The following is a 20,624-nucleotide window of genomic DNA, read 5'->3' on the forward strand; positions in this document are numbered from 1 at the left end:
ATTCGGACGCCGGGTTTGGCGCAAGCCCGCCGCCGTGTCACAATTCGCCTTTGGACCTTTCCGGCACCTTGATTCGGCCCGTGACCCGGCCAGCCGAGTCCCAGCGCTTCGACCGCGGCCGAAAGCTGCTTCAAGAGCCGACAAATTCACATAGATTTTCTGGCGATGACTACCATCCTTCAGCACATTCCCACCGGCGAGCGCGTCGGCATTGCGTTCTCTGGCGGCCTGGACACCAGCGCGGCGCTTCTCTGGATGCGCCAGAAGGGCGCCATCCCTTACGCCTACACGGCCAATCTGGGCCAGCCCGACGAGCCTGACTACGACGACATCCCGCGCCGCGCCAAGGCCTACGGCGCCGAGGAAGCCCGCCTGGTGGACTGCCGCACGCAGCTCGTGGCCGAGGGCATCGCTGCATTGCAGTGCGGTGCGTTCCACATTTCCACCGCCGGCGTCACGTACTTCAACACCACCCCGATCGGCCGCGCCGTCACTGGCACCATGTTGGTTGCCGCGATGAAGGAAGATGGCGTCAATATCTGGGGTGATGGCAGCACGTTCAAAGGCAATGATATCGAGCGTTTCTACCGCTACGGCCTCCTGACCAACCCGGGCCTGCAGATCTACAAGCCGTGGCTGGACCAGCAGTTCATCGACGAACTTGGCGGCCGCGCCGAGATGTCCGAGTTCATGCGCCAGAACGGCTTCGACTACAAGATGTCGGCTGAAAAGGCGTACTCGACGGATTCGAACATGCTGGGCGCCACCCACGAGGCCAAGGATCTGGAGCACCTGGATTCGGGCATCCGCATCGTGCAGCCGATCATGGGCGTGCAGTTCTGGCGTGACGAAGTCGAAGTCAAGCGCGAGGAAGTCACCGTGCGCTTCGAGCAGGGCCAGCCCGTTGCGCTGAACGGCAAGACCTTCGCCAACAGCGTCGAGCTGTTCGCCGAAGCCAACGTCATCGGCGGCCGCCATGGCCTGGGCATGAGCGACCAGATCGAGAACCGTATCATCGAAGCCAAGAGCCGCGGCATCTACGAAGCCCCGGGCCTGGCACTGCTGTTCATCGCGTACGAGCGCCTGATTACCGGCATCCATAACGAAGACACCATCGAGCAGTACCGCGACAACGGCCGCCGCCTTGGCCGCCTTCTGTACCAGGGCCGCTGGTTCGACCCGCAAGCCATCATGCTGCGCGAAACCGCCCAGCGCTGGGTGGCGGGTGCCGTGACCGGCGAAGTGACCATTGAACTGCGCCGCGGCAATGATTACTCGATCCTGAACACCACCTCGCCGAACCTGACCTACAAGCCGGAACGGCTGACCATGGAGAAGGGCGAGTCGATGTTCACGCCGCTGGACCGTATTGGCCAGCTGACCATGCGTACGCTGGATATCGTGGATACTCGCGAGAAGCTGCAGACGTATGCGAAGACGGGGCTGCTGTCGTCGGCGGTTAGTGCTTCGTTGCCGAAGCTGGAAGACTGAGCGTACTCGCGGTGACAACGCTGCGTGAATGCGCGGCGCATCATAAAAAACCGGCACTTCGTGGTGCCGGTTTTTTCTTTGTGATCTGTCCCAAACGACGCCGCACTGAACCTGCTCACATCAGTGCGGCCACAGTCCTTTTTTCCGGCGGCAGGCGAGCATAGACTGGTGTCACGATGCATCAAGGGGAGCCTCAGATGACCGTCTCGCCTCCTGAAGACCGCGAAAAGAGCTCCCGCCGCGATTTCCTCGGTGACCTCGGCAGTCTGGCCGCCTTAGCAACCCTGGCCCCCGCAAGCGCGGCGCAAACACTAAGCCCGAACGCCGCCGCCTGCCTGCTGACCCCGGCCGCCACTGAGGGCCCCTTCTATGTCGGCGACGCTCAACTGCGCAGCGATATCCGCGACGGCCGGCCCGGCCAGCCATTGCGCTTGCGCTTGATGGTTGTCGATGCCGACCATGACTGCACGCCGGTGCAGGGTGCGCTGGTCAGCATCTGGCATTGCGATGCCGAAGGCAGCTATAGCGGTGAAGACGGGCCGCGCGACGCTACGCGTTTTCTGCGCGGCGTGCAGCCAACCGCTGCTGATGGTGCCGCTGCGTTTGTCACGATCTATCCCGGCTGGTACCGGCCGCGCGCGGTTCATATCCACTTCAAGGTGTTGCTCGCGAATGCCGAGGTGCTGACCAGCCAGCTTTACTTCAGCGACGCGCTGAACCGAGAGGTGCTAGGCAGCCATCCGGCATATCGCGCGCGCGGCGTGCCGACGCGTGGCAATGCACAGGATCCGATCGCGGGCGGTCAGCCGCCACTGGTGCACGTACGCACCGGGCCGGAACGGCTGGATGGGGATTTCATCATAGGCATCGCACGCGGTGGCGCCCATCGCGCGGGCGTGCGTTCTTCCCTATGAATGAAGTGCCGCCCCGCTCGACATCCGTCAGGAGGCTGACGGCGGGCTCGCGGCAAGCAGGTTGGCGTCGCGGCTCAGCCGCCACTTGCCGTTGTCCTCCCTGCGCAGCAACGTGAGCGTGTAGCCCGAGCGATGCATCGCCTTGCCATCGGGCGGCGTGATGGTCAGGTCGATGAAATTGCGCAGGTAGGCCCAGTCGCCGATCACCTGCAGTTCGCGGATGTCATAGCTGCCTTGCAGCTTCACACCGGCCATGCCCGCGGATGCTTGCGCGAAGGCGGCCTTGCCGAAGGGTTCCTGCCCGGGGACCATGAAGACGACGTCGTCCGTCATCAGGTCCAGCACCGTGTCGGTATCGCCGCGCTGGCTGGCGGTGAACCAGGCCTCTACCAGTTCACGGATGGCGCGTTCGTCGTCTGCGGGATTCATGGCTGCCTCGCTTGTTTGCCCGTGCCAGCGGGCGTCCGTATCGGCACCGCCAGCAGCGGGTAGGGGTTGATGGCGTCGCCGGCCCCGGCGGCGTGCCCTGCGCATTGCCGGTATTGCCGCAAGTGGCATGCCGCGCCGGCAAGAGCATCATCTTGCCCGGAATTACGCTTGATGCGCACGCGCCATCGATTCAGGGGAATTTTCTACATTGGCGGGAAGTTCTTACGTTGCCCCAGAAAGCCAGACTCACAACCAGATAGGCAAAGCAAAGCACATATGCGGGGTTTGGAGCCGGAACCGGCGTTGGTATGGCAGTTGCCTTTGCCAACACAGGATCGGCATGCAGAGCGGGTCCGGCTCAAGGCTGGCCTGCCGGCCGGTCACCAAGGCTTCGATGGAGGAAAGCATGAGCAAGAAAATACTGATTTGCATGATGGCGGCGGCCACGTTTGGCTCGCTGGCGGGCTGCAGTGCGACCGGCACAGCGTCCGGTTCTGGCGCCGGCGGCGGCACGCTGACTGGCTCGGGCTCCGTCAACGACAACACCGGCAGCCGTCCGCGAAGTGGCTATGGTACGGCGCCGGGCGCGACGTCAAGCGGAGGGACAGCCAGTGGCGCCACGTCAGGCGGCACGTCGTCCACGTCGCCGCGCTATTGAGATGGCTTGAGCTGGCGATACAGCGGACGTTGTCATGGCGGGCACCGGCGAAGCATCGCCGGTGCCCGTTTTGCATTCGCCGCGTGGACTTCTTAGCGGGAAGCCGTTCCGGTCCGGAGCGAGGCGCTGGCGGCCTGGGCGCCGGGCGCTGCAGATTGCGCGGCCGGGGCCTCTGCCATGGCTGTATGCTGGGACCAGCCACCGCCGAGCGCCTTGTAAAGATCGACGCGGCTCGTCAGCCGTGCGAGCCGGATGGTGACGAGCGTCTGCTGCGCCGAATAAAGCTGGCGCTGCGCGTCGAAGACCGGGAAGTAGTTGTCCACGCCGTTGCGAAACCGCATCTCGGAGAGGCGCCGCGTTTCCTCTATCTCGCGCGAGAGGGTTTCCTGCGCTGCCGCCTGGCGGTCATAGGTGCCCCGCGCTGCGAGGCCGTCCGCCACTTCGCGGAACGCCTGCTGGATAGTCTTTTCGTAGGCGGCGACGTTGATGTCCTTCTGTACCTTCGACGCATCCAGCCTGGCCTGGTTAGCCCCGCCATGGAAGATCGGCATGGTGATCTGGGGCGCGAACGCCCACGCCATGCCGCTTGAAAACAGCCCGGCCAGCGCGGTGCTCGCGACGCCGATCGCCGCGGTTAGCGAGATGCTTGGGAAGAAGGCTGCGCGCGCCGCGCCGATGTCGGCGTTTGCCGCCTTCAGCCGATGCTCTGCGGCCATGATGTCAGGCCGTTGCTCAAGCAGCGCCGAGGGCAGGCCAGGCGGCAGTTCGGCGACGAACGACGTGTTCTCGAACGGTTGCGGCCCCGGCAGGTCCGCCGGCAACTGCGTACCTACAAGCAGCGTCAGCGCATTTTCGTCCTGCGCGACCTGACGTGTGTACTGTTCGACGCCGACGCGTGCGGTTTCGAGTTGCGTCTGCGCGCGATGCATGTCGATCTGCGCCATGCCGCCTGCGCGCTTGCTGCGCTCGACCATCTGCACGATGTCTTGCTGGACCTTCAGCGTGTCCTGCGAGATCTTCAGCAGCGCCCGGTCCGCCTGCAGCGTCAGGTAGGCGCTTGCAACCTCCGCCACCAGGCTGATCTGCGCGCTGCGTTGCACCTCCTGCACAGCCAGGTACTGTTCCAGCGCCTCATGCTTGAGGCTTCGCACACGGCCAAACACATCGAGCTCAAAGGCATTGAAGCCGACGCCAGCCGCATAGGCATGGATGACCGATGACTGCGCCCCCTGGCCGATCAGCGCGCCGGGTATGCGCGTCGCAACCATGCTCGCGTTGGCATCGAGGGACGGGAACTGCGCGGCCCGCTGGATGCGGTACTGCGCGCGCGCCTGGTCGATGGCCAGCGTCGCCATGCGCAGGTCGCGGTTATTGGCCAGCGCCAGTTCGATCAGCCGGCGCAGCCCCGGATCGGTGAAGAAGTCCTCCCATCCGAGGCTCGCAGCCGGCGTCTGCGCTTGTGCCTGCACGCCTGTGCCCTGCACATAGGCCGCTCCGGTTGGCCAGGCGTTGGGCACCGGCTGGTCGGGACGCTCGTACGTGGGCTCCAGCGTGCAGGCTGTCAGCGCCAGCGGAATTGCAACTGTCGCGATACGCAGGAGCGGAGGGAAGGTTCGCGTTTGCTGTGCTTTCATGTGGCTCATCCGTGTTATCCGCTTCAGCCGGCAAACGCGCGGCGCAGCAACTGTGCGATGGCGACGCGCGGCCTGCCCTGATTGGCAATGTTGTGGACGGGCTCGCTGAACAGCAGCCGGATCAGCCGGTGCCGTGCCGCCATATCCGGCCGCAACGACACGCCGACAAGCCCGTCGCGCGTGCGGGCGACCTGGCATGGCACCCAACCCAGCGGCGCCAGCCAGAACGCGCCTTCGGCACCGGGCCGGACATCGGCCGCGCGCGCGCAGCGCAGCCCCGCGCCATTGCAGGAGAGATCCTGGGTGACGCCCGCGAACTCGCGCGGCGTGCCGTCGGCACCATGCAGGCGCAGCAGTGCGCGCGCGCGATATGGGAAGCGCTCCTCCTTGCGCGGCCGCGGCAGTTCGAAGCACACCAGCAGCGATGCCAGGTAAAGCACCATCGACACCACGGTCCACGCGATGTTGAACGACACGCCCGGCGCGTTGGCATCTGCGGCGACGGCGCGCGCGAGTCCCATGCCGGTCAGCACGAACAGCGCGCCGTACAGCGCGGCGAATTTGCCGTGCACGACCAGCTTCGATCGGTCGAGTCCCTTGTTTGTGACCTTGAACGGCCGCCCGAACGGCTTGATCACCGCGCTGGCCAGCGTTGCTGTGACAGCCACCGCCGCGACGATCTGCGTGACCTCGGTGAAGATCGGCATCGCGCGCGACCCGGTCACCCAGATGCTGTACGCCCAGTACAGCAGCAGCGCAGGCACGCCATAGGCAAGGAACTGCAGCGGATCGCCATACAGCGTTGGCACGTCGAAGTACCAGTACAGCAGAGGCCCTGCCAGCAGCATCAGCGTGAATGGCCGGCTGATCCAGTGCAGCAGTCCGTGTATGTAGTGCAAGCGCTGCAGGCCCGTGTAGCCGCGCCCGCGCAGCGGACCGTCGGCCGTCAGCGCGACCTGGATCGTGCCCAGCCCCCAGCGGCTGCGCTGGCTGATGTATTCGGGCAGGCCTTCAGCGGAAAGGCCCACGCTCAGGCGTTCGTTCAGCCAGCGCGTGGTGTAGCCATGCGGCATGAGCCGGTAGGTCAGGTGGATATCTTCCGTCACGGTGCCGGTCGGAAAGCCGCCGATGCGCGCGAGCGCCTCGCGCCGCACCACGAACGAAGTGCCGATGCAGAACGCCGTGCCCCACGCATCCTTGGCCGGCTGCATGATGTCGAAGAACGCGCGCTGCTCGTCGACCCAGCATTCCGTCGAGCGCAGGTTGTACTGGATGGGGTCGGCGTTGTAATAGAACTGCGGCGTCTGCACCACGCCCACGGCGGGGTCGTCGAACAACCCGACGATGCGCAGCAGGATGTTGCGATTGGGGGCGAAATCCGCGTCCAGCACCATGATGAATGGCGCGCCGCCGCCGCGCTGTGCCGCACTGTGCATCAGGCCGTTGTTGAGGTTGCCGGCCTTGGCATGCGCGTTGTCGGGCCGCGTCACGTAGCACGCGCCAACACGTGCGCAGTAGGCCTTGAGCCAGTCGCGGCGCGTATCGTCCAGCACCCACACGCGGAAGTTCGGATAGTCGATCGCCAGTGCCGAGACGATCGTCTTTTCGAGCACGTCCAGGCCTTCGTTGTAGGTCGCGATGAAGATGTCCACGGCGGGCGCCGGGCGGCTGCGCCGCAGGCTGGCCTCGCTGGCATCGGCGGCGGCGCTGTGGTTTGAAGTACGCGTCAGCGTGATGATGGAGATCAGCGTATAGGCGATGGTCAGGGTTTCGAAGCCGAAAAACGTGTACGACCACAGGCTTGGGAAATCCATGCGCCAGTCCGGCAGCGTCTGCGACGCGCGCCACACGTAATACACCACCAGCAGAACCCCTGCAGCGGTGCCGAACAGCCATCGGTCCGCGGCACGGTGGCGGTCACCGCGCAGGCACAGCACCGCGATCAGGAAGGCGCCGGCATTGATCTGCACCAGCATGCGGTTTTCAAGAAAGTAGGCGAACATCGTCACTCCGTGCGTGTGTCGTCGGGCGGGGCCTGCGCCTGCGCGGCGACGGTCTTGCAGGCCGGGCAGTTGCCGCCCGGCTGGAACGGATTCCAGCCCGAAGCGGCCAGCACGGCCCAGGCGGTCGCGCCCAGGTGTGGCAGGTGGTAGTAGTAGAAGTCTTCCGTGGTCGAATCCGGCCCGATGGACAGGCCGGTGCGGATGCGCGGTTCGGGCGTCGCAAACAACATGCCCGACGGTGCGCGTTGCGCCCGCAGCAGCGGCCACAGTGCGCGCGCTTCGTCGTCGCGGCCGCTGGCGCGCAGCACCAGCGCAGCCTGGCCCGTGCCCTCGGTCCACATGCCGTCGGGCCGCGCGTTGAAGCCATAACCACCGCCTGCTGCGTGGTGCGTGCGCGTCCAGTCAAGTGCACGCCGCCACGATGCGGCTGACTCGGGCACTGCGATCAGCGGCCACAGGGATGCATCCAGCGCCGATGGTTCTCCGTTGAGCGTGCGGCCGTCGTCGCGCGTGCCGATCGCGAAGCGGCCATCGCCGGGCTGCCACATCGCGTCGACGAACCCGCGCGCGCGCTGCGCTGCGGCATTCCAGCGCGCGTCGCCAGTGCGCAGCGCGAGCCAGCGGAACGCGGCGTACGCATCGACGTTGTGCTCGGTCGACTTCCAGCCCTGGCGGCGCGGCGTCGGCTCATGGCCGAAGTAGCCCCCGATGTAGCCGGCCGGGCTTTCGCTGCCGAAGGTCTGTTTGTCGATCCATGTCATCAGCGTCGCGGCGGTGTCGAGATAGCGGCGCTCATGCGTGGCTTCGTAGGTGGCCAGCAGCAGCAGCGCCGCCCAGGCCACGTTGCCGGTCGCGGTGCCGACCTGGTAGGCGTCTTCGAACCAGCGCTTGCTCGGCGCGTCCCACCAGCCGGGCATCGGTACTGGTCCGTCCGGCACCGCGCCGGCACGATAGGCATTGCGCACGCGGCCGTCGTGGTAGTGGCGGTCGCGCGTGGCGCCAGCCACCACGCCATCGGCGATGCGGCGCGCGGCGTCCGGCTGGCCGCAAGCGATCAGCGCCACGCCGGCCAGCGCGTTGTCATAGACAAACGCGGACTGCTGCAGCGGAGGCGGCAGCGGCTCGCCGCCCGGGGCGGGCTCGTAGCTGCCGAGCATCACGGGTCCCTTGCCGGGCACGGCGGCTACGCGTGCCGCCAGTGTCTTGCAGCCGTCGCGCAGCAACTGCTCGCGCGCCTGCACAGCCGGCGCGGCCGCGGGTGCTGCCATGGCCGTCGCGCTCAACACGGAGCACGCCAGCAGCATCGCCGCGAGCAGCCCGGCTCTGCGCGCGGGAAAGGCCTGGATTGTATAACGCTGCACGGTGTCCTCCTTCCTGCGGGCGTTCGCTTTGACTTCGATAACCGGCTCACATCAGGCTGTGCAGCCAGGAGCTGTTCAGGCTGACCTTGGCCCAGTGGCCAAGCGCGCAGCGGTCGGTCTCCTGCGTGCCGGTTGCTGGCAGGTCGGGCAGCGGCTTGTCGAGCCGCGCGATCAGGTAGACCTCGTTCTTCTCGATCGGCGGGAAGGGTACGAAGTAGCGCGCCTGATCGCCGTCTGGTGCACGTGGCAGGACTTCGGCCACCGCCCCGGAAACTGGCTTGCCTACGCCATCCACGTGGACCGTGACGCGTGTGCCGGGCAGCAGGTCCTTGCTCAGGCTGCGCGGGAATACCGCGACCACGCGGGGCTGGCTGCAGTTAGTCGTGCGCATCAGCGTGGCACCGGCCGCGACGCGCGTTCCGGGCGGGGCCAGCACGTCTTCCACTACGCCGCCTGCATAGGCCTTGATTTCCAGGTTGGAAACACGGTCCAGCCGTTCTTGCTCGGTGGCGACCATCTTGTCGACGGACTCGCCGTATTCCTGCAGCTGCGCGATCTCTGACTGCGTCTGGGCGATGCTCGCGCGCAGTTCGTCCTGGCGCTGCACCAGCGCACCGACGGCACCGTCGGCGCTGCTCATGTAGACCTTGCCGCGCGCCGCCTCGCTGCTGCCGCGCGCGCTCTCCAGCTCTGCCTGAATCGCGTCGCGCTGGCCGGCCAGCACGGTGAGCTGGTTGCGCGAGGCATCGGTGTACGCTTCGCTGACCGCGCCGGCCCACTGCATGGCCTGGTTGCGGTTGACCACGTCTTCCTGCTGGTCAATCTGCTGGCGCGCGACCGAAAGCTTCGCCTCGATGCCCTTGATGCGCGATGCGTGTTCACGCTGCGCGGCCGTCTGGTAGCGCTGGATTTCCTGGGTCGTCGACGCGAGCCGTGACTGGTCCGACGCGAGCTTGGCCCGCGCGGCCTCGAGGCGCGTCTGGTTGTCGAGCCGTTTGCCGGTCAGGTCCACCAGCAGCGCACGGTCAAGGTTCGAGTTCTGCAGCGTCATCAGCGGCTGCCCGGCCCCGAATGTGCCACCCACCGCCACGGCCTGGCGCGTGACGACGCCTTCGACCGGCGTGGTCACCAGGTTCACCGGGCTGTTGACCACGGCGCGCTCGGACGAGCGGTTGAATACCGGGGGAAACATCACGGACAGGATGACCCAGATGATGAAGGCGACCATGCCGTAGCTGGCAAGGCGCGGAGCGATCTGCCACAGCGGCCTCAGGCTGATTTCGCGGCTTCGCCCGCGTACCAGCGGCTCCGCGGGTTTCGCCGGGAGCGGCTGTATCCGTGCCGGCAACGTGGGCCGAGGGTCTGGCTTCTTGTTCATGGCATCCTCACGCGTGTAAAAAGCTTTCCCCGCCGCCGCGATAGGAACCGAGGCAGAATGGGCGATCGTTACCCGCACGCGGCCCAGCGGCCTTGCGCGCAAGCGTGGTCGTCATCCCCCAACAACTATTTCTTATGCACCGCGTTCCGCGGCCTGCATGGGCACGGGACGGGACTACTGTTCGACCGGGAAAGCCGGTCTGGTGTTTGCCCGCTTCATCACCATTGCGAACGCAGCGAGTCAGCGAGCGGAAGAGCGAGGCGCGAACGCCATTGATCCCCGGGCATGTTGCGTTGCGACGATGCTGCCCGGAGCGATTCAAGGCTATGCAAGTCGACGCATATATGCTGTAAGAATGTGTAAGGGCTGTATGTCACACCACTTTATGACGGGCTCGATCCGCGACGCGATACACGATGCCCATCGGCTTCGCTCGCACGATGGACATTGCACATCGACGGCACTGTTGTGGCGCATGGTCTCTGCGCGATTCGCGCATTCGCGGCAAAATGCAGATCGGCCGCGCTGCCGGCAATATGAACATTACGGACATTGATTCTTGCAAAACAGGAAAACCGCCATGCCTGACATCGCCACGCACGCCGTGCCATATCGACGCCTTGGTACCAGCAACCTGAAGGTCTCCGCGCTGTGCCTCGGGACCATGATGTTCGCCGACCAGACCGACGAAGCCGAAGCGGCACGCATCGTCGCCAGCGCGCGCGAGCACGGCGTGAACTTCATCGATACCGCAGACGTCTACAGCAAGGGCGCGTCCGAACAGATGGTCGGTCGCCTGCTAACGGGCGATCGGCACGACTGGGTGCTCGCGACCAAGCTCGGCAACCCCATGCAGGCGGGACCAAACCATTCGCACTATTCGCGCGTCTGGATCCTGCACGAAACCGAGGAGAGCCTGCGCCGCCTGGCCACCGACTACATCGACATCCTGTATCTGCACCGCGACTACGCGGGCGAGAATCTCGAGGAAGCCGTACGCGCGATGGGCGATCTCGTGCGCGCGGGCAAGATCCGCTACTGGGCAGTCTCGAACTTCCGCGGCTGGCGCATTGCCGAGATTGCGCGGCTGTGCGACCAGCTCGGCGTGCCGCGCCCCGTGGCCTGCCAGCCGTACTACAACCTGCTCAACCGCATGCCGGAAGTCGAGATCCTGCCTGCCTGCGAACACTATGGCCTGGGCGTCGTGCCGTACAGCCCGATCGCGCGCGGCGTACTGACGGGCAAGTATCAGCCGGGCCAGGCGCCGGCCAGCGGCACGCGCGCCGGCCGCGCCGACCGCCGCATGATGCAGACCGAGTTCCGCGAGGAATCGCTCATCATCGCGCAACAGCTCAAGGTGCATGCCGAGGCGCGCGGGCTCACGCCGGGCCAGTTCGCGACCGCCTGGGTGCTGGCCAATCCGATCATCACGTCGGTGATTGCAGGCCCGCGTACGCTGTCGCAGTTTGAAGACTACTTCGGCGCGATGAACGTTGTCATTTCGCCGGAAGAGGAAGCCATGGTCGATGCGCTCGTCACGCCGGGCCATGCGTCGACGCATGGCTATAACGATCCGAACTACCCGTTTGGCGGCCGTCCGGTACGCGTGGCGGCACCGCCGGCGGCCTGAGGCGCCGGCAAGTGGACAATGCGTGGCTCTTGCCGCCGATGTTTTGTGGCAACAACCGCGTAAGCCCTCAAGCTGTCCCTGCGCGTCGCGCGCGTTCCTACTAATATTCAGTTAAAGCGGTGTGCGCAATGGTTGCGCACCACCCATGCACTTGGGACCGGCGTGAAGACCGCGCCGAGGGTGCCGGTAGAACGGGATGGCCAAAACGTGGCACGACGTGGCTGGATCTTCGCTGGCTTGGCAGTCGCCCTCTGTGGGGGCGGATATGTCGTTTATAGCCTCGTATCGAATGAAGTGCGCAATTCGCACTGGCAGGCGCGCTACCTTGGCCGCTTTGCCAGCGAATTGACCTTCGAGGTGCAGCCTGGCGCCAGCGATCGCATCAGGTTCCCGCATTCGGGCCCCTACGACGCCAGGATGGGCTACGGCCGCCTGCCGCAGATTGCGCAGCGGCTCGGCGAGCGCGGTTTCGTGCCGGCCGAGCAGGCGCGCATGTCGCCCGAGATGATCCGCCTGATGGATCAGGGTATCTTCCCGCCGTATCGCGAAAAGAACCAGGCTGGCCTGGTGCTGCGCGACTGCAACAGCATGACGCTCGTGTTCGAGCGTTATCCGCAGCGCCAGTACGACAATTTCGACGCCGTGCCGCCGGTGCTCGTGAGCGCGCTGCTGTATGTCGAGAACCAGGGGCTGCTCAATCCCGAATACCCGAGCATGAACCCGGCACTGGACTGGAAGCGGCTGTCGCGCGCGGTAATCGACCGCGCCATCCGCTTCGCCGACAGCTCGCATGAATCGCCTGGCGGCAGCACGCTTGCGACGCAGATCGAAAAATACCGGCACTCGCCCGAAGGCCGCACGCAATCGATTCCCGAGAAATTCCGGCAGATGGCGTCGGCTTCGCTGCGGGCCTATATGGACGGCCCCGATACCCAGCGCGCACGCGAACGGATCGTGGTCGATTACCTCAACACCGTACCGCTGTCCGCACGCGTGGGCTTTGGTGAAGTCAACGGCATCGGCGACGCGCTGTGGGTCTGGTATGGCGAAGACTTCGGCGAGGTCAACCGCCTGTTGAAGCAGATGGATTCGCGCGCGCCGACCGACCGCCAGGCACAGGCGTTCAAGCGCGCGCTGTCGCTGATCATCTCGCAGCGCCGGCCGTCCTACCACTTGCGCCGCGACGACACCAATCTCGACGCGCTGACGGGCAGCTACCTGCGCTTGCTGGGGGCCAACAACATCATTACGCCGGAGCTGCGCGATGCCGCGCTGCGGCAGCAGCTTGACAAGGCCGCGCCGCCTGTGCGGCCCGATCAGGGACCGTTCGTCACGCGCAAGGCCATCAACCGCGTGCGTGCGGACATCGGGCGCCTGACCGGCGTGGACAGCCGCTACGACATGGACCGCCTGGACCTGACCGCGGACAGCACCATCAATCGCGAAGCGCAACGCATCGTCACCGATACCCTCTTGAGCATGCGGGACAAGGCCGTCGCGCACACCATGGGGCTGTATGGCCACAACCTGCTGCGCGAGCAGGACGACCCGTCAAAGCTGGTCGCTAGCTTCACGCTGTTCGAGCGCGTCGGCAATGCCAGCGTGGTTCGCGTGCAGGCCGACAACATCGACCAGCCGTTCGACATCAACAGCGGCGCGCGCCTGAATTTGGGCTCGACGGCCAAGCTGCGCACGCTGGTAACGTACCTGGAAATCTTCAGCGAACTGCACGCGCGCTACGCGAGCATGAGCAAGGAAGAACTGGCCGGCGTGAAGGTCGCGAAGCCCGACGCCCTGAGCCGCTGGGCGATCGACTACCTTTCCAAGGCACGCACGCCGCAGGATCGCACGCTGGCAGCCATGCTCGACGCCGCGATGGAACGCAAGTACTCGGGCAGCCCGGGCGAAGGCTTCTACACGGGCGGCGGCCTGCAGAGCTTCACCAACTTCGAGCGCTGGGAAGGCGAACGCATCATGACCGTGCGCGTGGGTTTCCAGCACTCGGTCAACCTGGTGTTCATCCGCATGATGCGCGACATCGTGCGCTATGAGCTGTTCCACGGCAAGGTGGACATGAGCAATATCTTCGAGGACCGCAACGCGCCCGAGCGCCGCGTGTACCTCGAGCGCTTCGCCGACCAGGAAGGCGCAGCGTACATGACCAATTTCTACCAGCGCTACCGCGGCAAGGATTCGGACCAGCGCGTGGCGACGCTGCTCGGACGCGTGCGCGTGAGCACGCCGCACTATACGGCGGTGCGCATGTCGGTGGCGCTCCTGAGCGCGCGGCCCGATCTCGATGAAGAGAGCTTCGTGCGCATCATGCGTTCGCGCATGTCGGAAAAGCAGCTTGCCGGCGAGGACCTGCCGGCGCTCTATCGCAAGTACGGCCACGACAAGTTCAATCTCAATGACCGCGGCTACCTCTCGCGCGTCCATCCGCTGGAGTTGTGGATGGTGGAGTACCTCGGCAAGAATCCGGACGCCACGCTGACGCAGATCCTGAACGACAGCAAGGCCGAGCGGCAGTATGTGTACCGCTGGCTGTTCCGTTCGCACAGCAAGTACGGGCAGGACAACCGCATCCGCACGCTGCTGGAGCAGGAGGCATTCCAGCGCATCGCCAAGCGCTGGCAGCGGTTGGGCTATCCGTTCGATTCGCTCACGCCGTCGTACGCGACCGCGATCGGCGCGTCAGGCGATCGTCCCGCGGCACTCGCCGAACTGGCCGGCATCATCCAGAGCGGCGGCATGGCCACACAGACCGCGACGCTGCGTAGCCTGGATTTTGCGGCGAACACCCCTTATGCGACGCGCTTCGTGCTCCAGCCGGACCCGGGCAAGCGGCTGCTACCGACGGAGATCACGGACCTGGTGCGGCGCTCGATGCTGGATGTGGTGGAACGCGGCACGGCCAAGTCGATCGCCGGAGCATTCGTGGTACCTGACAAGGGCGGCGCGCCTGTCCCGATTGCCGGCAAGACCGGAACCGGCGACCAGCGCTTCCAGACCTATGGCCCGGGCGGGCGACTGATTTCGTCGCGTTCGGTCAATCGTTCCGCCACGTTCGTGTTCGTGCTCGGCGAGCGCTTTTTCGGCACTGTGACCATCAACGTCAGCGAGCCCTATGCCGCGCGCTACAGCTTTACCAGCGCGCTGGCGGTACGGGTGCTGCGCTACCTGGCGCCGCAGGTGGCAGCAATGGCGACGCCGGGCAGCGAACAGGCGCTGCTGCGCTGCCGCGACTGGCCACAGGAAATCCGCCTGCCGCGCAACGAGGCGCAGGCGCCTGCGCCGGAAGGCGCGACGGCTTCGGCGGACGTGTTGAAAGTGGATCAGCCCCTGCGGCGTACCATGCCGTAGAGCACCAGCAGCACGATCGCGCCGAGCACCGAGGCAATCCAGCCGGCCGGCTGGCCTGGCTGGTACCAGCCCATCGAACGGCCGACGAAACCGGCCGCCACCGAGCCCAGAATGCCGAGCAGGATCGTCATGATCCAGCCCATCTTGTCGTCGCCGGGCTTGATGGCCCGGGCGATCAGTCCCACGATGAGGCCGACGAAGACGGTGCCAAGGAATGCCATCATGATCTGCTCCTGCTGTGGAAGGGATCGCGGCGGGCGCCCGTCCCGCACGTTCGCTGGCGCCGCCCGCTGCGATCCATAATATACGCGGCCACGGCAGGTGGCATGGCTCGCCATGCCCAGCCGCCCAGCCGCCCAGCCGCTTAGCCGATCAGCCGCCGGCGAGCCGGAACTGGCCGACCGCGTGGTGCAGTGCGGCTGCCTGGTCTTCCAGCGACGCGGCAGCGGCGGCAGCTTCTTCCACCAGCGCCGCGTTCTGCTGCGCCATCTGGTCCATCTGCGACACCGCCTGGTTGACCTGCTCGATGCCGCCGGTCTGCTCTTCGGTGGCTGCCCGCATCTCGCCCATCAGGTCCGTGACGCGCTTGACCGCCTCGACGATCTCGTCCATGGCCTTGCCCGCACCTTCGACCAGCACCGCGCCGTCTTCCACGCGCTGCGCCGAATTGCCGATCAATGCCTTGATCTCCTTGGCAGCAGTGGCGCTGCGCTGGGCCAGCGTGCGCACCTCGCCGGCTACCACGGCAAAGCCGCGGCCCTGCTCGCCGGCGCGCGCGGCTTCCACCGCGGCGTTCAGCGCCAGGATATTGGTCTGGAACGCAATGCCTTCGATCACGGCGATGATGTCGACCACCTTGCCCGACGCTTCCTTGATGTCGCCCATGGTCGTGACCACTTGGCTCACGATGCTGCCGCCGCGCACCGCGATCTCGGATGCGCCCTCGGCCAGGCGGCTGGCCTGGCGCGCATTGTCGGCGCTCTGGCGCACCGTGCTGGTGAGCTGCTCCATGCTGGCTGCGGTTTGCTCCAGCGAGGCCGCCTGCTCTTCGCTGCGGCGCGACAGGTCGGAGTTGCCGGCGGAAATCTGCTTGGCCGCGCCCGCGATTGAATCGGCCGAACCCCGGATGCTGCCTATTGCGCCGGTCAGGCGCGACTGCATCTGCTGCATGGCGTAAAGCACGCTGTGCTCGTCGCCGGGCTGCACCTCGACCATGGTGCTCAGGTTGCCTTCGGCGATGCGCGTGGCGATCTGCGACGTGAGCGCAGGCTCGCCGCCGAGCTGCTTCTGCAGGCTGCCGGCCACGCGCAGCATGACCACCGTCATCAGCGCGCCCACGCCGAGCAGCAGCCCGAGCGCGTTGAGCAGCGACGTGCGGAACGTGGCCTCGATGTCGTCCAGGTACAGGCCGGCGATAAAGTTCCAGTCCCAGGGGCGGAAGTTGGCCACATAGCTGAGCTTGGGCTGCGGCGCCTCGGCGCCTGGCCTGGGCCACAGGTAGTTGACGAAGCCCTTGCCGGCGCCCTTGCCGATGGCGGCGATATCGCGGAACAGGTACGTGCCGTTGGGATCCTTCATGTCCTCCATCTTCTTGCCGATCATGTCGGTCTTGAACGGATGCATGAGCACTTCGGTGTCGGAGCGCATCAGCGTGAAGTAGCCGTCGTCGCCAAAGCGCATCGCGCGCACGCGCTCCAGCGCCTGCTCTTTGGCTTCTTCCGGCGGCATCTTGCCCGCCTTGGCCAGCGCCTCATACCCGGCCACCACTGACACCGCGGTATCCGTGACGTGTGCCAGGTCAAGCCGGCGCTCCTCCATGCGCAGCGCGCGCATCTGCCATGCATTCCACAGCGTGATGCCAAGCAGGCATACCCAGCTCAGCACCAGTGGCAGCAAGAGCTTTTTCCTCAGACTCAGGTTTTGCAGCATTGCCTCTGTTTCTCCCCATATGCTCGGTGTAATCGGACTTTTGGCGTCCGTCCCCGCCATAACGGCGACCGCTTTGACTAACTTGATTGGGGTAATACCTCCTTGAAGGCAGCAAGGTTTGTCGGCTTTTTGGAAAGAAGTGGAGACAGCGTCACGGAGAAAACCTCGGTCTGCCCTAAAATCGGCGGCAGTCCGACAGGGCCGCAGAGCGCCCTGTATCCCATCCCACGCCAACCCCCCCAAGAGGAGGACGCATGGCAGCGACGCCACGCAACCCTATGACGCAACCCGATGCAGCCGACGGCAGTCGCACGCATGACCGCGGTGTCCTGTCGGTGTTCCTCGTGTTCCTGCGGCTGGGCCTCACGTCGTTTGGCGGTCCCGTGGCGCACCTCGGGTACTTTCGCGACGAGTTCGTCACACGCAGGCGCTGGCTCAGCGAACGCGCCTATGCGGATCTCGTCGGCCTGTGCCAGTTTCTGCCGGGCCCGGCGAGCAGCCAGGTCGGCCTAGCCCTTGGCATGTCGCGCGCCGGCTATGCAGGCGCGCTGGCGGCATGGACAGGCTTCACCTTGCCGTCGGCACTGGCCATGATCCTCTTGGCGCAGGGGTTGGCGGCATGGGGAGCCAACGTTCCGCCTGGCCTGTTGCACGGGCTCAAGCTCGTGGCCGTGGCCGTGGTGGCGCAGGCGTTCTGGGGCATGGCGCGAAACCTATGCCCGGACACGCTGCGCGTGACCATCATGGCGATTGCTGTGTGCCTGGCCGTCGCGGTGCCCGGGCCGTGGATCCAGGTCGCAGTCATCGCCGCCACGGCGATCGCTGGTCTCATGCTGATCCGAACGGAAACAGCGCCTGTGCATGACCCCTTGCCGATGCCCGTGACCCATCGCGCCGGGGTCGCGGCGTTGGTGCTTTTCGCTGTGCTGATGGCCGGCCTGCCGTTGCTTGCGCGTCATGCGGGCGCAGGCGCGGTGCCGATGTTCGATGCCTTCTTTCGCGCCGGGGCCCTGGTGTTCGGCGGCGGCCACGTCGTGCTGCCGCTGCTGGACGCGGCGGTGATCCCGACCGGCTGGGTGAGCCGCGACGCGTTCCTTGCCGGCTATGGCGTGGTGCAGGCCATGCCGGGGCCGCTCTTCACGTTCGCCGCGTTTCTCGGTGCTGCGATGCAGATCGAACCCACCGGCTGGGCCGGCGGCTTGCTCTGCCTGGTGGCGATCTTCCTGCCTGGCATGCTGCTGGTGATCGGCGTGCTGCCGTTCTGGGAAAGCCTGCGCCGCAGCCGGCGCGCGCAGGCCGCGCTGGCGGGCGTGAATGCCGGCGTGGTCGGCCTGCTGCTGGCCGCGCTGTACCAGCCCGTGTGGACCAGCGCGGTGCATGCGCCACGCGATTTCGGGCTGGCTGTGGTGGCGCTGGTCGCGCTGATGTGGTGGCGGCTGCCGCCGTGGCTTGTCGTGGCGGTGGCTGCGGTGGCCGGGTGGGCGGCGGGGCTGTAGCGCTGCTCCCGGTTTCGCGCGTGCGTTACCGCTCGGGCTCGACGCGCCGGAATGCCCGCAGCAGGGCAAGGTCATAGCCGATCTTGAGCAGCCCGCAAGCCACCAGCGGCGCGGCGGCCCAGCCTGTGGCCAGCATGGCGCCGGCCAGCGTCGGGCCAAGCGCGGCGGCCAGACTTCTGGGTACTGCTGTCAGGCTGGCAGCCGCGGGGCGTTCTGGCGGTGTCACCACGGCCATCACGTACGCGGTGCGAGTCGGTACATCCATCTGGGACAGTGCGCTGCGGGCCAGCAGCAGGACCAGCGCCGGCACGAGCGAGGGCGCCATGGCCGCGGCAATCAGGCACAGGCTGGACGGGATATGCGTGAACACCATGGTGTTCAGGAGGCCGACGCGGCGCGCCAGCGGCACGGCCACCAGCTGCGATGCCGCCGACAACAGCCCGGCCCAGAAGAAGAACCGGCCCGCGTCGCCCGGCGACAGCCCAAAGCGCTGCATCAGCCAGAGCGACAGCAGCGCGTTGACCACCAGCCCGCCCGCGAAGGCGTCCACGCTGAACAGCAGCGCCAGGCGCATGACGATGCCGCGCGATGCACCGAGTGGCACGCGCGGCGTGTCCGCATGCGGATCGTGTGCCGGCAAGCGGGCATAGAGGTACCACAACGCGCCTCCCACGAGCGCGTACAGCACGAACATCGCGCGCATGGCGGGCAGCGGCGCCAGCATGCCGTGCCCCGCGGCCCAGCCCGGCAGCGCTGCCGCGAGCGCGCCGAAGGCCGATGCCAGCGAACCGCTCAGGCTGTAGCGCGCAAACAGCGCGGTGCGCGCCTGCGGCGTGGCCGCATCCGCCAGGCGCGCATGCTCCAGCGGCAGGAACAGGCTGACATCACCCGAGCCGGGATTGATCGTGCCGACAAAGGCAACGATCACCAGCGGCCACAGCGAGGTTAGTCCCGCAAAGCCGATGCCGGTCGCCACCATCAGCGCGGCAGCCAGCGTCAGCATGCGCCGCAACGGATAGCGGTGCCCGAGCACGCCGACCAGGACGGTCGCCAGCGCAGACCCCGCCAGCGTGGCGCTGCCGATCAGCCCGACCGCGAGCGGATCGAAGCCGAGCGCCAGCAGGTACGCGGGCAGCAGCACGGCGACAAAGCCATCGCAGATGCCGCGCAGCGCGCGGCCCAGCAGCAGCGTCAGGGCCACCGGATCGATACCCGGCGGCAGCACCATACTGGCGAGCGAGGCCCGCATCGGCGCTTCCCTAGTGATGGAGCAGCGCATGCCGGGCCGGCAACAGGTAGGCGCCGTCGCGCAAGGCGGCGCAACCGAGCGCACGGACGGCGCGCCAGATCCGCATGCGGGCGGTGGCGCTGGAAGTAGGCAGGCTGACGATCAGCAGCGTCCACGAGTCTTGGCTGTTCATGGCTCGATGATAGGACTGCCATAGGGTTGTCTTCAATGCTGTAGCAATGTCTACAAACCTCGACACGGAAATCTTTCATTGATTGCGCAATGGATGTATCGCGGCCGCCCCTCGCGTCAGCAATTCGTCAAGAAACTGGCCTATGGTGGAGACTTGGCGTACAACCAGACCCTGCTCCGCACCGCGAAGCAGTCTGGAACCTGCAGGAGGGACCATGTCGGTCAGACTCAGGTGCTGGTCGGAAGATGGCGAGGAAGTCGTCGACGTTCCCGGGGCCACGCTCGCTGCCCAGGTCGCACAGGCGGCCGCGCAACCTGCGCCCGAAGCACCGCAACCGCCGGTGGAGTTCACCAAGTGGACGATGCCCGATGACCCCGACCGCTACGCAGACTACGCGTAGCCCCATGTGGTGCCCGGCGCATACCGCCGGGCGCTCTTCCCACCAAAGATTTCCTCTTCGCTGAAAGGCTGATATCTCGCTTTATGCATAGGACGCGGCAACGCGTTTTCATATGCTTCGGTCATCGCGCTGCACCCTTCTGCCCGCAGCGAGAACGATGACTGGAGACATCAATGCCCTTGTTCCTGAACGAAGTCTGGCTTGGCGACATCAAGCCGGAACTGATCGAAGAGGCCGTGACCTTCTTCGGCAACCTGAGCGTCGGCACCAAGCCCGACAACCTTCCGCCCGACCTGCGCATGATTGCCGGCCCCTGGCTCTCGGCCGAGGAGGCGAAGGTGATGTTCATCTTCGAGATCGACGACCCGTCGACCATGTTCGATGCCTACGCTGAGCGCGTAGTCAGCGGCCTGTTTGCGCGGCGCAAGCTGACGCTCCTTTCCGGTTGGGACCAGATGAAGGCCTATACCGATCGCGTGACCGACAGCGTCGCTAACGCCTGACCCGCATCGAGACA

16 protein-coding genes and 1 pseudogene are annotated in these 20,624 nt (G+C 66.2%); 8 read left to right on the forward strand and 9 right to left on the reverse strand.

Annotated elements, in window-relative coordinates; genetic code table 11:
* Nucleotides 1-165 precede the first annotated feature (165 nt).
* Together argG and ACIGJG_RS22680 are read left to right on the forward strand one after the other, a co-directional pair.
* A complete protein-coding gene (argG, locus tag ACIGJG_RS22675; protein WP_011301353.1) occupies nucleotides 166-1,491 on the forward strand; it encodes an argininosuccinate synthase in 1,326 nt (441 codons plus the stop codon).
* A 197-nt stretch (nucleotides 1,492-1,688) separates the two neighbouring features.
* Nucleotides 1,689-2,405 carry an intradiol ring-cleavage dioxygenase gene (locus ACIGJG_RS22680; RefSeq protein ID WP_011301352.1) on the forward strand — a complete coding sequence of 239 codons (717 nt, stop codon included), beginning with the start codon at nucleotides 1,689-1,691 and terminating at the stop codon, nucleotides 2,403-2,405.
* Nucleotides 2,406-2,432: 27 nt separating this feature from the next.
* Here the strand turns inward: ACIGJG_RS22680 and ACIGJG_RS22685 are convergent, their stop codons facing one another.
* Entirely contained in the window at nucleotides 2,433-2,834 is a 402-nt protein-coding gene (locus tag ACIGJG_RS22685; protein ID WP_011301351.1) for a YybH family protein, read from the reverse strand.
* 406 nt (nucleotides 2,835-3,240) lie between these two features.
* On the opposite strand from ACIGJG_RS22685, the gene ACIGJG_RS22690 reads away from it, so the two are divergent.
* Nucleotides 3,241-3,492, forward strand: coding sequence for a hypothetical protein (locus ACIGJG_RS22690; protein ID WP_140949748.1), 252 nt, complete (start codon nucleotides 3,241-3,243; stop codon nucleotides 3,490-3,492).
* A 92-nt stretch (nucleotides 3,493-3,584) separates the two neighbouring features.
* Here the strand turns inward: ACIGJG_RS22690 and ACIGJG_RS22695 are convergent, their stop codons facing one another.
* From ACIGJG_RS22695 to ACIGJG_RS22710, 4 genes are all read right to left on the reverse strand, one after another.
* Complete coding sequence (locus tag ACIGJG_RS22695) at nucleotides 3,585-5,135, reverse strand: efflux transporter outer membrane subunit (RefSeq protein ID WP_483673947.1); 1,551 nt, start codon at nucleotides 5,133-5,135, stop codon at nucleotides 3,585-3,587.
* Nucleotides 5,136-5,149: 14 nt separating this feature from the next.
* A complete protein-coding gene (locus tag ACIGJG_RS22700) occupies nucleotides 5,150-7,129 on the reverse strand; it encodes a glycosyltransferase family 2 protein (RefSeq protein ID WP_483673948.1) in 1,980 nt (659 codons plus the stop codon).
* 2 nt (nucleotides 7,130-7,131) lie between these two features.
* Nucleotides 7,132-8,433 (reverse strand): hypothetical protein, encoded by a 1,302-nt coding sequence (locus tag ACIGJG_RS22705; protein WP_483674031.1) that lies wholly within the window; start codon nucleotides 8,431-8,433, stop codon nucleotides 7,132-7,134.
* Nucleotides 8,434-8,536: 103 nt separating this feature from the next.
* A complete protein-coding gene (locus ACIGJG_RS22710) occupies nucleotides 8,537-9,868 on the reverse strand; it encodes an HlyD family secretion protein (RefSeq protein WP_011301345.1) in 1,332 nt (443 codons plus the stop codon).
* A gap of 580 nt (nucleotides 9,869-10,448) precedes the next feature.
* Between ACIGJG_RS22710 and ACIGJG_RS22715 the strand changes: the two genes are divergently transcribed.
* Nucleotides 10,449-11,498, forward strand: a complete 1,050-nt coding sequence (locus tag ACIGJG_RS22715; RefSeq protein WP_011301344.1) for an aldo/keto reductase — start codon at nucleotides 10,449-10,451, stop codon at nucleotides 11,496-11,498.
* Between the two features lie 207 nt (nucleotides 11,499-11,705).
* Nucleotides 11,706-14,861 (forward strand): transglycosylase domain-containing protein, encoded by a 3,156-nt coding sequence (locus tag ACIGJG_RS22720; protein WP_483673949.1) that lies wholly within the window; start codon nucleotides 11,706-11,708, stop codon nucleotides 14,859-14,861.
* Here ACIGJG_RS22720 and ACIGJG_RS22725 read toward each other — a convergent pair.
* Complete coding sequence (locus ACIGJG_RS22725; protein ID WP_011301342.1) at nucleotides 14,834-15,085, reverse strand: GlsB/YeaQ/YmgE family stress response membrane protein; 252 nt, start codon at nucleotides 15,083-15,085, stop codon at nucleotides 14,834-14,836. The genes ACIGJG_RS22720 and ACIGJG_RS22725 overlap by 28 nt on opposite strands.
* Before the next feature lie 148 nt (nucleotides 15,086-15,233).
* A complete protein-coding gene (locus tag ACIGJG_RS22730; protein WP_140949752.1) occupies nucleotides 15,234-16,790 on the reverse strand; it encodes a methyl-accepting chemotaxis protein in 1,557 nt (518 codons plus the stop codon).
* 254 nt (nucleotides 16,791-17,044) lie between these two features.
* On the opposite strand from ACIGJG_RS22730, the gene chrA reads away from it, so the two are divergent.
* On the forward strand, nucleotides 17,045-18,286 hold the full coding sequence (gene chrA / locus ACIGJG_RS22735; protein ID WP_483673950.1) for a chromate efflux transporter: 1,242 nt from the start codon (nucleotides 17,045-17,047) through the stop codon (nucleotides 18,284-18,286).
* Between the two features lie 25 nt (nucleotides 18,287-18,311).
* On the opposite strand, the gene ACIGJG_RS22740 is transcribed toward chrA, so the two are convergent.
* The gene (locus ACIGJG_RS22740) at nucleotides 18,312-19,535 is read right to left on the reverse strand and encodes an MFS transporter (RefSeq protein WP_483673951.1); all 1,224 of its coding nucleotides are present in this window, start codon (nucleotides 19,533-19,535) and stop codon (nucleotides 18,312-18,314) included.
* Between the two features lie 31 nt (nucleotides 19,536-19,566).
* Nucleotides 19,567-19,707: pseudogene (locus ACIGJG_RS22745) on the reverse strand (chromate resistance protein ChrB domain-containing protein); the annotation flags it as partial.
* Between the two features lie 214 nt (nucleotides 19,708-19,921).
* Here ACIGJG_RS22745 and ACIGJG_RS22750 point away from each other — a divergent pair.
* Both ACIGJG_RS22750 and ACIGJG_RS22755 read left to right on the forward strand, forming a co-directional pair.
* Nucleotides 19,922-20,107, forward strand: a complete 186-nt coding sequence (locus ACIGJG_RS22750) for a hypothetical protein (protein WP_041680308.1) — start codon at nucleotides 19,922-19,924, stop codon at nucleotides 20,105-20,107.
* A gap of 173 nt (nucleotides 20,108-20,280) precedes the next feature.
* Nucleotides 20,281-20,610 carry a hypothetical protein gene (locus ACIGJG_RS22755; RefSeq protein ID WP_011301337.1) on the forward strand — a complete coding sequence of 110 codons (330 nt, stop codon included), beginning with the start codon at nucleotides 20,281-20,283 and terminating at the stop codon, nucleotides 20,608-20,610.
* Nucleotides 20,611-20,624 lie beyond the last annotated feature (14 nt).

It is taken from the genome of Cupriavidus sp. C1SS-2L (assembly GCF_057073735.1).

Bases quoted from the DNA above. Each gene is read 5' to 3' on its own strand.
- ACIGJG_RS22695 (WP_483673947.1), bottom strand. From the start codon at position 5,135: ATGAGCCACATGAAAGCACAGCAAACGCGAACCTTCCCTCCGCTCCTG.
- ACIGJG_RS22715 (WP_011301344.1), top strand. From the start codon at position 10,449: ATGCCTGACATCGCCACGCACGCCGTGCCATATCGACGCCTTGGTACC.
- ACIGJG_RS22690 (WP_140949748.1), top strand. From the start codon at position 3,241: ATGAGCAAGAAAATACTGATTTGCATGATGGCGGCGGCCACGTTTGGC.
- ACIGJG_RS22730 (WP_140949752.1), bottom strand. From the start codon at position 16,790: ATGCTGCAAAACCTGAGTCTGAGGAAAAAGCTCTTGCTGCCACTGGTG.
- ACIGJG_RS22710 (WP_011301345.1), bottom strand. From the start codon at position 9,868: ATGAACAAGAAGCCAGACCCTCGGCCCACGTTGCCGGCACGGATACAG.
- ACIGJG_RS22680 (WP_011301352.1), top strand. From the start codon at position 1,689: ATGACCGTCTCGCCTCCTGAAGACCGCGAAAAGAGCTCCCGCCGCGAT.
- ACIGJG_RS22740 (WP_483673951.1), bottom strand. From the start codon at position 19,535: ATGCGGGCCTCGCTCGCCAGTATGGTGCTGCCGCCGGGTATCGATCCG.
- argG (WP_011301353.1), top strand. From the start codon at position 166: ATGACTACCATCCTTCAGCACATTCCCACCGGCGAGCGCGTCGGCATT.
- ACIGJG_RS22700 (WP_483673948.1), bottom strand. From the start codon at position 7,129: ATGTTCGCCTACTTTCTTGAAAACCGCATGCTGGTGCAGATCAATGCC.
- ACIGJG_RS22705 (WP_483674031.1), bottom strand. From the start codon at position 8,433: ATGCTGCTGGCGTGCTCCGTGTTGAGCGCGACGGCCATGGCAGCACCC.
- ACIGJG_RS22755 (WP_011301337.1), top strand. From the start codon at position 20,281: ATGCCCTTGTTCCTGAACGAAGTCTGGCTTGGCGACATCAAGCCGGAA.
- ACIGJG_RS22725 (WP_011301342.1), bottom strand. From the start codon at position 15,085: ATGATGGCATTCCTTGGCACCGTCTTCGTCGGCCTCATCGTGGGACTG.
- chrA (WP_483673950.1), top strand. From the start codon at position 17,045: ATGGCAGCGACGCCACGCAACCCTATGACGCAACCCGATGCAGCCGAC.
- ACIGJG_RS22685 (WP_011301351.1), bottom strand. From the start codon at position 2,834: ATGAATCCCGCAGACGACGAACGCGCCATCCGTGAACTGGTAGAGGCC.
- ACIGJG_RS22750 (WP_041680308.1), top strand. From the start codon at position 19,922: ATGTCGGTCAGACTCAGGTGCTGGTCGGAAGATGGCGAGGAAGTCGTC.